The organism is Bradyrhizobium sp. (genome assembly GCF_049691595.1).
Taxonomy (GTDB): Bacteria; Pseudomonadota; Alphaproteobacteria; order Rhizobiales; family Xanthobacteraceae; genus Bradyrhizobium.
The window spans coordinates 1-12,298 of sequence record NZ_JBAVNZ010000182.1 but is presented as its reverse complement, the minus strand read 5'-3'; the positions used below and the strand labels follow the sequence as shown (position 1 = coordinate 12,298).

11 protein-coding genes are annotated in these 12,298 nt (G+C 63.8%); 8 read left to right on the top strand and 3 right to left on the bottom strand.

Annotation, left to right across the window (positions count from 1 at the left end; all coding sequences use genetic code 11):
• Positions 1 to 165 precede the first annotated feature (165 nt).
• Positions 166 to 756: a thiamine pyrophosphate-dependent enzyme gene (locus WCE35_RS08390; RefSeq protein WP_424592883.1), complete on the top strand. Its 591-nt coding sequence runs from the start codon at positions 166 to 168 to the stop codon at positions 754 to 756.
• A gap of 33 nt (positions 757 to 789) precedes the next feature.
• Here WCE35_RS08390 and WCE35_RS08385 read toward each other — a convergent pair whose 3' ends face one another.
• Entirely contained in the window at positions 790 to 1,083 is a 294-nt protein-coding gene (locus WCE35_RS08385; RefSeq protein WP_424592882.1) for a type II toxin-antitoxin system RelE/ParE family toxin, read from the bottom strand.
• 2 nt (positions 1,084 to 1,085) lie between these two features.
• Entirely contained in the window at positions 1,086 to 1,307 is a 222-nt protein-coding gene (locus WCE35_RS08380) for a hypothetical protein (protein ID WP_424592881.1), read from the bottom strand.
• Positions 1,308 to 1,503: 196 nt separating this feature from the next.
• Here WCE35_RS08380 and WCE35_RS08375 point away from each other — a divergent pair, with 196 nt between their 5' ends.
• The 7 genes from WCE35_RS08375 (at position 1,504) to cnbZ (ending at position 11,635) form a co-directional block, all read left to right on the top strand.
• Positions 1,504 to 2,205, top strand: a complete 702-nt coding sequence (locus tag WCE35_RS08375) for a TetR/AcrR family transcriptional regulator (RefSeq protein WP_424592880.1) — start codon at positions 1,504 to 1,506, stop codon at positions 2,203 to 2,205.
• Position 2,206: 1 nt separating this feature from the next.
• The gene (locus WCE35_RS08370) at positions 2,207 to 3,397 is read left to right on the top strand and encodes an efflux RND transporter periplasmic adaptor subunit (RefSeq protein WP_424592879.1); all 1,191 of its coding nucleotides are present in this window, start codon (positions 2,207 to 2,209) and stop codon (positions 3,395 to 3,397) included.
• 75 nt (positions 3,398 to 3,472) lie between these two features.
• A complete protein-coding gene (locus WCE35_RS08365; protein WP_424592878.1) occupies positions 3,473 to 6,568 on the top strand; it encodes a MexW/MexI family multidrug efflux RND transporter permease subunit in 3,096 nt (1,031 codons plus the stop codon).
• A gap of 111 nt (positions 6,569 to 6,679) precedes the next feature.
• Positions 6,680 to 9,250, top strand: coding sequence for an ATP-binding protein (locus WCE35_RS08360; protein WP_424592877.1), 2,571 nt, complete (start codon positions 6,680 to 6,682; stop codon positions 9,248 to 9,250).
• The gene (locus tag WCE35_RS08355) at positions 9,247 to 9,636 is read left to right on the top strand and encodes a response regulator (protein ID WP_424592876.1); all 390 of its coding nucleotides are present in this window, start codon (positions 9,247 to 9,249) and stop codon (positions 9,634 to 9,636) included. The genes WCE35_RS08360 and WCE35_RS08355 overlap by 4 nt, the downstream gene beginning before the upstream one ends.
• Positions 9,633 to 10,877 (top strand): adenylate/guanylate cyclase domain-containing protein, encoded by a 1,245-nt coding sequence (locus WCE35_RS08350; RefSeq protein WP_424592875.1) that lies wholly within the window; start codon positions 9,633 to 9,635, stop codon positions 10,875 to 10,877. Before WCE35_RS08355 ends, WCE35_RS08350 begins: the two co-directional genes overlap by 4 nt.
• Positions 10,878 to 10,891: 14 nt before the next feature.
• Positions 10,892 to 11,635, top strand: coding sequence for a 2-amino-5-chloromuconate deaminase CnbZ (gene cnbZ, locus WCE35_RS08345; protein ID WP_424592874.1), 744 nt, complete (start codon positions 10,892 to 10,894; stop codon positions 11,633 to 11,635).
• Between the two features lie 58 nt (positions 11,636 to 11,693).
• Here cnbZ and WCE35_RS08340 read toward each other — a convergent pair.
• The coding region (locus WCE35_RS08340; RefSeq protein ID WP_424592873.1) for a DUF4010 domain-containing protein at positions 11,694 to 12,298 on the bottom strand (605 nt) is incomplete at its 5' end.

Genomic DNA, 12,298 nt, shown 5'->3' with positions numbered 1-12,298 from the left:
CACCGAGGCCGTGTTCGAATTGTCGGACATCAAGGTGCTGCGGGCCCAGCATCCGCGGGAGGTGCGCGAGGTGGTGGAGGCCGCTGCCATGCAGGCCTATAACGCCTGCACGCCGACCGCCGTGCTGTTGTCGCAGCGCCTGATCGGGGCGAAGGTTTTTACCAAATGAGCAAAGCCAATCTTCTCGATCGCCGCAAGGTCGTCTCCCGCCTGTTGGCGAACCGCAAGCAGGCCATCGCCGTCGGCGGCCTCGGCGCCTCGACCTATGACATCGCCGCGGCCGGCGACCACGACCGCAACCTCTATCTCTGGGGCGCGATGGGCGGCGCGGTGATGATCGGGCTCGGCATCGCGCTGGCCCAGCCCAAACTGCCGGTGGTGGTCATCACCGGCGACGGCGAGATGCTGATGGGCATGGGCAGCCTTGCGACCGTCGGCCTGCAAAAGCCGGGAAACCTCTCGATCGTCGTGCTCGACAACGAGTGCTACGGCGAGACCGGCGGGCAGATGAGCCACACCGCGGTCGCGGCCGACCTCGTCGGCGTCGCCAGGGCCTGCGGGATCGCTGACAGCCGCGCGATCACGACCATGGCCGAGGTCGAGGCCTTTGCATCGACCCTGCAGGACGTTTCCGGCGGGCCGCGCTTTGCCAGCGTGAAGATCGACGCCGCCAATCTCGAGCGCGTGCTGTCGAGCCGGGACGGCACCTTCATCGTCAACCGCATCCGGGGATCGCTGGGGCATAAGCCGATTTAGTGTTGAATTTGACCGATACCGATGGCGCCACTGCTACGGTGCCTGCCCCTCGCGATCCTGCGCGCCATGCACGACTGCCACGATGACGATTTCGTGGCGAACGCCGTCGACCTTGTACACAATGATGTACGGCCATTCGAGCAGTTCGCGCGTGCCTTCAACGAGGCCGGGACGACCCATATACGCCAGTTCAGGATTTTCAAGCCGCGTAACCTTGGCCTCGATGCGCGTGATCATTGCCAATGCGGCACGCGGATTCTCCCTGGCAATCCAGGCGAAGATGCGATCGAGGTCATCGCGCGCGGCAGGCTCGAACGTGACCTTCATGTTCAGGGCGTACGAAAGCGCTTGAACACTTCTTCCGCGGGAATCGTCTGGCGACTTGGGTTGGCCAGCCGCTGCCGTACCTCGGCGACCTGCTCTGCGCTCAGCTGCAGCCTACTGCTATCTTGCTCTTCCATCTCTCTCAGCACGCGCGCTGCATCCTCCTGCCGCTCCGGCGGCCAGGTCAATACGCGGTCGAGGATTTCCTTTACCTGGGCTTTTGTCATACTCAAATTATATCGTATCTACGGCCAAGCCGACAGCCGAGGTAGAGTTAAGAGCACGTTGTCCAAATTGTAACGGCACCTTCGTCATCAACCGCATCCGGGATCGCTGGGGGACACGACGATTTGAGCCGGAGGGGCTTTTTGCGCTGCAATAATTCCTTGACATAGATCAAGGTGAGTGCTTACTCACGTGTCCATGTCTACCCTGCGCATGACCGGCGATTTGCGGCGGCAATTGATCCTGAGCGCCGCCAAGCGGTGCTTTGCCCGCAACGGTTTTGCCGGCACCACCACCAAAAGCGTCGCGGCGGCCGCCGCGATCTCGGAAGGGCTGCTGTTCAAGCACTTTCCGTCCAAGGCGGCGCTCTACGCGGAAATCCTCGCGGAAGAATGCGAGGCCGATCCGGATCTCGCGCATCTGCTTGGCCAGGAGCCGTCGACCGCGACGCTGGTCGAACTGGTCAAGGGCATGGTCGGGCACTTCATGCAGATATCAAACGGGCCCGACGAACAGGATGCGCAGCGGCTGCGGCTGATGACGACCAGCCATCTCGACGACGGCGAATTCGCCCGGCTGCTCTATGCGAAAGTCGGCGACCTGATCGGCCCGGTGTTCACGGCCTCGATCGAACGGGCGGTGGCGGCGGGCGATGCCTTACGGATTGGAACCGAACCTCTCAACCTGTTCTGGTTTGCGCATCACACCTTGCTGATGGCGGCGCTGTCGAGGCTTCCGGCGGTACCGTGTCTTGCTTACGGCAATGCGGCCGATCTCGAACGGCAGCTTTGTCAATTCATCCTGCGCGGAATCGGACTTAACGAAGCCGCAATCATTGCTCATCTGGACCGCGAGCTGTCGCCGAATTCGGGACCATCGGTAGCCGCAGAAAGTGCATGACATGAACATCGTCACCGAAACCCCTATTTCGGGCAAGCCGATCGGCGAAAAGCCGCGCAAGCGTCCGGTGCGGATGCTGCGCTGGTTCATCATCGTCGGGCTGGCGCTGGCGGCCGTCGCTGGCGGTATCGTCTACTTCGAATTTTTCCGCGCCAACCTGATCAAGGGGATTTTCGCCAACAACAAGCCACCGCCGGCAAGCGTCAGCATTGCGGAAGCCAAATCCGAGACCATCCCGAATCTGCTGACCGCGGTCGGCGATCTCGCCGCCGTGCATCAGGTCAATGTCACCTCCGACGTCAACGGACGCATCACCGACATCATGTTCACCGCGGGCGCCAGCGTGAAGGCCGGCACGCCGCTGCTGCAGCTGTTCGACGGTCCCGACCAGGGCGATCTCGCCAGCTTCAAGGCGCAGGCGACGATGGCGCAGCTCTCGCTCGAGCGTGCCAAGCAGTTGGCCGCGCGCCAGTTCGGGCCGCAGGCGACCGTCGACCAGGCGCAGTCGGCCTATGACCAGGCCAATGCCGGCATCGCCAAGACCGAGGCCATCATCTCGCAGAAGCTGGTGCGCGCGCCGTTCGACGGCGAACTCGGCGTTCGCAAGGTCGAGGTCGGGCAGTATCTGACCGCGGGAACCCAGATCGTCTCGCTGACCGATCTGTCGATGCTCTATGCGAACTTCACCGTGACCGAAAAGGACAGCGCCCAGCTCAAGGTCGGGCAGACCGTGCGCGTCGCGGTCGACGCCTATCCCGGCCGCACCTTCGAGGGCAAGATCACCACGATCGAGCCGCAGATCGCGACCGATACGCGAAACATCCGCGTGCAGGCGACGATCGCCAATCCCGATCACATCCTCAAGCCCGGCATGTTCGCGACCACCACCGTGGTGCTGCCGGACAGGCCGCCGGTCGTCACCGTTCCCGAAACCGCGGTCGATTACACGCTCTATGGCGACTCGGTCTATCTGATCACGGAGAAGGAAGCGGATGGCAAGACCAGCCTGACGGTCACCCGCACTTTCGTGCAGACCGGCAGCCGGATCGAGGGGCGCGCTGAGATCCTCAAGGGCCTCAAGCCCGGCGACCGCGTCGTCGCGGTCGGCCAGCTCAAGCTGCAGCCGGGCGCGGCGGTCACGATCTCGGCCGATCCGCCGCCGCCGATTCCGGCAAAGCCGCCGCGCTACTGACGCATGATCCGAAAAAGCGGGCACCGGTTTTTCGAAAAAGATCATGCCCTGATTTAACCAAGCGGGACACGTGCGATGGCCTTAACCGATATCTTCATCAAGCGCCCGGTCCTTTCGGTCGTCGTCAGCCTGCTGATCCTGCTGATCGGTCTGCGCGCCGCGACCGTGCTGCCGCTGCGGCAATATCCAAAGCTGTCGAACACGGTCGTGAACGTCGTGACCGTGTATCCCGGTGCGTCGGCCGACCTGATCCAGGGCTTCATCACCACACCGATCGAGCAGGCGGTCGCTTCCGCCGAAGGCGTCGACTACATCACCTCGTCGTCGGTGCAGGGGACCAGCACCATCCAGGTCTTCATCAAGCTCAATTTCGACCCGAACCAGGCGCTGACCGAGGTGCTGGCCAAGGTGAACTCGGTCAAATATCTGATTCCGAAGGAATCCAACGACCCGATTGTCACCAAGACGACCGGGCAGACCACCGCGGTGATGTATCTCGGCTTCTCCAGCGACGAACTGTCGGGATCGGCGATCTCGGACTATCTGACGCGGGTGGTGCAGCCGGTGCTGTCGACGGTCGACGGCGTGGCGTCGGCCGACATTCTCGGCGGCCAGACCTTTGCGATGCGGCTGTGGCTCGACCCGGTCAAGATGGCCGGACGCGGCGTGTCGCCGGGCGATGTCGCCGCCGCCATCGCCGCCAACAATTTTCAGGCCGCCGCGGGCCAGGCCAAGGGCTACTTCATCGTCTCCAACGTCTCGACCAATACCGACCTGAGAAACCTCGATCAGTTCAAGCGCATGATCGTCAAGGCCAGGGATGGCGGCTTCGTGCGCATCGAGGACATCGCGACCGTCGAACTCGCCGCCCAGAGCACCGATGCCAGCGTCGCCTTCAACGGCGAGCGTGCCATCTTCATCGGCGTGCAGGCGACGCCGCAGGGCAATCCGCTGACCTTGGTGAAGGGCGTCCGGGCGCTGATCCCGGAGCTCGAACGCAACCTGCCGCCGTCGATGAAGATGAAAGTGGCCTACGACTCCACCAAATTCATTCGCTCGTCGATCGACGAGGTCGAGAAGACGCTGGGCGCGGCGGTGCTGATTGTCGTGGTGGTGATCTTCCTGTTCCTGGCGTCGTTTCGCTCGGTCGTCATTCCCGTGGTCACAATCCCGCTGTCGCTGGTCGGCGTCTGCAGCCTGATGCTGGCGATGGGATTCAGCATCAATCTGCTGACGCTGCTGGCGATGGTGCTGGCGATCGGGCTCGTGGTCGACGACGCCATCGTGGTGGTGGAGAATATCCATCGCCATCTGGAGGAGGGCAAGACGCCGGTGCAGGCGTCGCTGCAGGGCGCGCGCGAAATCGCCGGTCCGGTGATCTCGATGACGATCACGCTGGCGGCGGTGTATGCGCCGATCGGCTTCCTCGGCGGCTTGACCGGGTCGCTGTTCCGCGAATTCGCCTTCACGCTGGCGGGCTCGGTGATCGTGTCCGGCGTGATCGCGCTGACGCTGTCGCCGATGATGTGTTCGGTATTGCTGAGGAACGCCGAAGAGGGGCGTTTCGCCGGGATCGTCAACCGGGTGTTCGGCACGATGACGCACTGGTATGGCCGGCAGCTCGACCGTTCGCTCGATTATCGTCCGATCACCGGGCTGTTCGCGCTGACGATCCTCGGGCTGGTTGGCTTCCTCTATATGCACACCGCGAAGGAACTCGCGCCCGAAGAGGATCAGGGCATCGTGTTCGCGCTGACCAAGGCGCCGAAATACGCCAACATCGACTATCTGAATTTCTACGGCGACAAGCTCGACAAGGCGTTTACCCGGTTTCCGGAAACCGATCTGCGTTTCGTCCTGAACGGCATCAACGGCCCGCAAAACGGCATCGCTGGCATGCTGCTGAGCCCGTGGGACGAGCGGAAGCGTTCGTCGATCAAGCTGAAGCCGCTGGTGCAGGCGGAATTGAGCAAGATCGAAGGGATCAATGCGTTCGCGTTCAACCTGCCGCCGCTGCCGGGCGGACCGGGCGGCCTGCCGGTGCAGATGGTGATCAACTCGACCGCCGGCTTCCAGGCGGTCTATGAGCAGATGGCGAAGCTGAAGGATGCCGCGCGCAAGAGCGGGCTGTTCATCGTGTCCGACAGCGATCTCGACTTCAACCAGCCGGTGGTGCGGGTCAAGATCGACCGCTCCAAGGCCAGCGATCTCGGCATCAACATGCAGCAGGTCGGCGGCACGCTGGCGACGCTGCTCGGCGGCAATTACGTCAACCGCTTCAATCTCGAGGGACGGTCGTACCAGGTTATTCCGCAGGTGCCGCGCGGCATCCGGCTGTCGCCGGAGTCGCTCGGCGGCTACTACGTGCCGACCAGCACCGGGCAGCTGGTGCCGCTGTCGACCATCGTGTCGATCGAGACCGGAACCGATCCCAACTCGCTGACGCACTACAATCAGCTCAACTCGGCGACCTTCCAGGCGGTGCCGATGCCGGGCGTCACGGTTGGCCAGGCCGTCGACTTCCTCGAGGGCGAGGCGAAGAAAATGCCGGCCGGCTTCAGCCACGATTATCTGGCTGACGCCCGCCAATATGTGCAGGAAGGCAGTCAGCTTCTGATTACCCTCGGCTTCGCGATCGTCATCATCTTCCTGGTGCTGGCGGCGCAGTTCGAAAGCCTGCGCGATCCGCTGGTGATCATGATCAGCGTCCCCATGGCGATCGTCGGCGCGCTGATCCCGCTGTTCTTTGGCCTGGCGACCATGAACATCTACACCCAGGTCGGGTTGCTGACCCTGGTCGGCCTGATCAGCAAGCACGGCATCCTGATGGTGGAGTTCGCCAACGAGCTGCAGCTCAAGGAAAGTCTCGACCGGCGCTCGGCGATCGAGATGGCGGCCCGCGTGCGGCTTCGGCCGATCCTGATGACGACGGCGGCCATGGTCACCGGCCTGCTGCCGCTATTGACCGCGACCGGGGCGGGGGCCGCGAGCCGATTCTCGATCGGGCTGGTGGTGGTCGCCGGCATGTCGATCGGCACCCTGTTCACGCTGTTCGTGCTGCCCGCCGTCTATGTGGCGATCGCGACCGACCACCGCGCCAAAGCCGGGTCGGAGCGCACCAGGGAGATCGCGGATTTCGATCTCGCCCGGCCGGCGCTGAAGCCGACCTGAGAAACTCGGTCGGCCGGAGGCGGGGGGCGGCGGCTTCGGTCGCCGCCGTCGTTCAATCCTCCCGCGCCGCGGCAAGAGACAAGTTCCGCCGTTCTTGCTAACTTGGGCGGGATGAGCATCTCCCTGCATCCTGATACGCCCGAGGGCCGGACTCTGGCGGCATCTGCGGCCGCGGCCCCCGCCGCCGAATCGTCGGGGCCGAAGGTTCGCAGCAGGCTATTCACCAAGTACGTCGCGCTGTTCGTCGCGGTGGTCGGCGTTGCACTCTTGTCCAACGGGATTTTCGAGGTTTTCTTCTATTACCGCGAGCACAAGGCGTCCCTGATTCGGATTCAGCACGAGCAGGCGGAAGCCGCGGCCGCCAAAATCAGCCAGTTCATCAAGGAAATCGAAAGTCAGTTGGGCTGGACCACGCAGTTGCCCTGGTCAGCCGGATCGCTGCAGGACCGCCGGTTCGACGCGCTGCGGCTGTTGCGGCAGGTGCCGGCGATCACCGAACTGTCGCAGATCGATTCGACCGGCAAGGAACGCCTGCGGGTCTCGCGGCTCGCGATGGACGTCGTCGACAGCGGGCTCGACCTCTCCAGGGAGCCGAAATTCGCCGAGGCCGTCGCCAACAAGGTCTATTACGGGCCGGTGTACTTTCGCCGGGAGTCCGAGCCCTACATGACGCTGTCGCTGGCCGGCACCCGCAAGGATGCCGGCGTCAGCATCGCCGAGGTCAATCTGAAGCTGATCTGGGACGTGGTCTCGCAGATCAAGGTCGGCGAGCGCGGCCATGCCTATGTCGTGGGCTCGGGGGGGCGCCTGATCGCCCATCCCGATATCAGCCTGGTGCTGCGCAACACCGACATGTCGAAGCTGGCGCAGGTGCAGGCCGCAAGGTCGGGAAGCGCGGACGCGCTGCAGGGCTCGCTCAACATCCAGGGCCAGGAAGTGCTGACGGCGTCCGCCCCGATCGCGCCTCTGGGCTGGACCATGTTCGTCGAGCTTCCGGCCCAGGAAGCCCATGCGTCACTGTACCAGGCGCTGCAACGCCTCGCCATCGTGCTGCTGGCGGCCTCGAGCTTCGCCGTGCTCGCCGGGATCTTCCTGGCTCGGCGCATGGTCGGCCCGATCCAGGCGTTGCGGGTCGGCGCGGACCGGATCGGCAGCGGCGACTTCGCCCAGCGCATCGACATCAAAACCGGCGACGAACTGGAAGGACTTGCCAATCAATTCAACGACATGGGCGCGCGTCTTCAGGAATCCTATGCGGATTTGGAGAACAAGGTCGAACAGCGGACGGCGGAGTTGAGCGAGTCGCTTCAACAACAAACCGCGACCGCCGACGTGCTGAAGGTCATCAGCCGCTCCGCCTTCGACCTGAAATCGGTGCTGACCACGCTGACGGAATCGGCCAAGGCGCTGTGCGGCGCATCGCTGGGCATCATCTGCCTGCGCGATGGCGAGGTGATGCGGCTGCGGGCCGAATCGGGCTGTACGCCGGCCTTCATCGATTTCATGCAGGCCAACCCGATCAGGCCTGGCCGTGGCACGCTCACCGGCCGGGTCTTCATGGACGGCAAGCCGGTCCATGTTCCGGACGTGCAGCTCGATCCCGAGTACAATTTTGGTCAGGCTCCGGTGATCGGCGATTACAGGGCGGTGCTCGCGGTGCCCCTGACGCGCGACGGCGCGGTCGAAGGCGTGCTGCTGCTGGGAAGGCCGGCGCCCGGACCATTCAGCCAGCGCCAGATCGATCTGGTACAGACCTTTGCCGACCAGGCTGTCATTGCCATCGAGAACGTGCGCTTGTTCGAGCAGGTGCAGGAACGCACCAGCGAGCTGTCACTTTCCCTCGAGGAATTGCGCACCACCCAGGACCGCCTGGTGCAGACCGAAAAGCTCGCCTCGCTCGGCCAGCTCACCGCCGGCATCGCCCATGAAATCAAGAATCCCCTCAATTTCGTCAACAACTTCTCGGCGCTTTCGACGGAATTGATCGATGAACTTAACGACGTGCTGAAGCCGGCCGCGCTCGACGACAAGACGCGCGAAGAGATCGACGAACTCACCCATATGCTCAAGGGCAACCTCGAAAAGGTGGTGCAGCACGGCAAGCGCGCCGATTCGATCGTCAAGAACATGCTGCTGCATTCGCGCGAGGGCTCGGGCGAGCACCGGCCCGCCGACATCAACGCCATCGTCGAGGAGAGCCTCAATCTCGCCTACCACGGCGCGCGCGCCGAAAAATCCGGCTTCAACATCACGCTGCTGCGCGAGCTCGATCCCGATGCCGGCATGATCGATCTCTATCCGCAGGAGATCACGCGGGTATTCCTCAACCTGATCTCGAACGGCTTCTACGCCGCCACCAAGCGCAAGGAAGCTGGCGGCGACACCTTCGAGCCGACCTTGAAGGCTTCGACGAAAAGCCTCGGCAACCGCGTTGAAATCCGCATCCGCGACAATGGCACAGGTATCCCCTTGGAAGTGAAGGAGAAAATGTTCAACCCTTTCTTCACCACCAAGCCTGCCGGCGAGGGCACCGGGCTCGGCCTGTCGATGAGCCACGACATCGTGGTGAAACAGCATGGTGGCAAGATCGACGTCGAGACCGAGCCAGGCCTATTTACCGAATTCATTATTACGCTGCCGCGAACAGGCGCAGCACAGGCAATTACTGGAGGCAAAAATTGAGCGTTTACATTCTCGTCGTCGATGACGAGCCCGACGTCGAAGCCCTGTTTCGGCAGCAGTTCCGGCGCGATATCAAGTCCGGGCGATTTATGATGGAGTTCGCACCATCGGCGCCCGCGGCGCTGGCGCGCGCCGCGGAGATTCGCGACCCATCGCTGATCCTGATTCTGTCCGACATCAATATGCCCGGCATGAGCGGCCTGGAGATGCTGCCGAAAGTGCGCGCGGAGCGTCCCGACGTTCCCGTCATCATGATCACCGCCTATGGCGACGCCGAGACGCGCCGGAAAGCCATCGAGCGCGGCGCGGTCGGTCTTCTGACCAAGCCGATCGACTTCGCGCTGCTGCGGCACGAGATCGACACCAGGCTCGGGCAGGCGGCATGACGGCGACCATCCTCGTCGTCGACGACGAGCCCGATCTCGAAGCTCTGGTGCTGCAGAAATTCCGCAAGCAGATCCGCGATGGCGTGGTCAGCTTCATGTTCGCCCGTGACGGAATCGAGGCGCTGCAGAGACTGGAGCAGCACCCGCAGGTCGACATGGTGGTCTCCGACATCAACATGCCCAGGATGGACGGACTGTCGCTGCTGGCGAAGCTGCAGGAGGCCGAGGACAAGAAATCGACCATCATCGTGTCAGCCTATGGCGACATGAGCAACATCCGCACCGCGATGAACCGCGGCGCGTTCGATTTCCTGACCAAGCCGATCGATTTCGGCGATCTGGAGCTGACGATCGACAAGACCATCCGCCATGTCGAGATGATGCGCGAGGCGCGCCGCCGCCAGGCCGAGGCCGAGCGCGCCCATGCCTCGCTGTCGCGCTATTTCTCGCCGCAGATCGCAAGCCGCCTTGCGTCCGAAGGCGACGGCATGGACGTGCATCGCCGCGACGTCGCGGCCATCTTCACCGATGTGACCAGCTTTACTTCTCTGGTAGAGGCGCTGGCCCCTGAAATGCTCAGTACGCTGCTCAACGAGTATATGGGTGGAATGACCGAGGTCGTGTTCGAGCATGAAGGTACGGTTGCCAAGATCATCGGCGACGGAATCCATATTCTGTTCAACGCCCCGGAGGACCAGCCGGATTATGCGGCGCGTGCGGTGGCCTGCGCGCACGATCTCGATTCCTGGGCGATCAAGTTTCGCGAACGCTGGAAAGCCAAAGGCGTCGACTTCGGCGCGACCCGCATCGGCGTTCATGCCGGTCCGGTGCTGGTCGGCAATTTCGGCGGCAACCGGTTCTTCGATTACACGGCCTATGGCGATACCATCAACACCGCGGCGCGGCTCGAGGCCGCCAACAAGTTCTTGGGAACCCGGATTTGCGTGAGCGCCACGGTCGCCGCCGGCGCCGGCAAATTTTTGGGGCGGCCGGTCGGCGATCTCATGCTGCGCGGCCGCAGCGAACCGCTGCGCGCCTACGAGCCGCTGCCGAAGGCCGCGTTCGCGGGGACGGCGACGGCGCAATATGCGCGAGCCTTCGCCAAGCTCGAAGCCGGCGACGCCGCGGCGATGCCGGCGTTCGCGGCGCTGGTTGGCCTGCACGCCGACGACGCGCTGGCCGGTTTCCACTTGAAGCGGCTGCTCAACGGCGCCAAGGGCGTGCGCATGCAACTGGAATAGGTGGGGATCGCGCGATGACCAGCGACTTTCCGGCCGGAAATTACCGGTTCATTCCGGCCGTGTTCCAGTATTCGAGCGGCGCTGCCGCCGATGCCGGTTTTGAGGTCGAGCGGGTGCGCTTCGACAGACCGTTGCCGCTGGCCGAGGGGTTCGCACGGATCGCCAGGCACATTCAGGCGGCGGGACGGCCGCGCACGGCGTTTTGTGCCTGCGAACTGCGTTCGCCCGCGGCATTCAGCGAGGACGGCTTTCGCGCCTTCAACCAGCATTACGTCAAAACGCTCGCGGAATGGGGCCTGTTCGACGGCACCATCAATCCGGTGGCGCGCAGCAATGTCTGCCCGGAGATCGACCCGCCGGCCGAGCCGTCGTTTTATGCGTTCTCCTTTACGCGAACGACTTCGAGCACGACGCCGTCCTTCGTGATCGCCGGCAGCGCCGAGGCGCGCGATGGACCGGGAAGCTACCCCGAGCGGATCGTGCGCTACCGCGATCTGAGTCCACAGGCGTGGAAGGAAAAAGTCCGCTTCACGGTCGAAGAGATGGAGCGCCGGCTCGGCGAATTCGGCTTCGAGTGGAGCGACACCACGGCGGCGCAGGTCTACACCGTGCACGATTTCCATCCGGTCATGACCGATGAACTGGTCCGCCGCGGCGCCGCCCGTTCCGGCCTGACCTGGCATTTCGCGCGCCCGCCGGTGGTCGATCTCGAATACGAGATGGATTGCCGCCGGGTGTTGCGGGAGATCGTGATCTGATTTTTCCGGCTCGTGCCGGCAGCAGGGAAGTTCGCCCCGGTGCGCCGTGTACGCCGCCTCAGCCCGCGATCCGACCGTAGAACGCGCCCGCCCAGGTGGCCAGCGCGACGATGATCAATCCGGGGATCACGCGAAGCGCAAAGGGCCGGCCGCCGCTCGTGGCGGCGAGGAGGATTTTGCTGATGGAGTTGGTCGTAAAACCGGCCAGAATGGGCAGGATGGCATCGCGGGCTTCAAGTTTTCCGGCGGCGACAAGCGAAGCGACCGAGATCGCGGCCGAGTGCGTATCGGCAAAACCGGCAATCGCCGCGGCAAGAATAACGCCGTTTTCCCCGAATTGGTCCTGCAGCGCGGCGCAAGCGACGAGAATGACAGAAAGGGTCGACGCGAACACCAATGCCGTCGAGAGGCTGAACGCGCGGCCGCTTTGCACCTCGGGTTCCGCCGGCTGCCGCAGCGCCAAAACGGTAAACACGACGCCATAGATGGTGGCCGCCAACCCGCCGCATACGAGCGGAACCGCCAGGGCCAAAAGGGTCGCCGTGCTGGTGGCGGCCAACACAGGCACCATCTGGACGATGGTTGCGATCGTTGACAACACGGCGCCCGCGACCGCGGCGGCGAGCACCCCCTTGGCCTTGGCCGCGCGGGCCCCCATTGCGC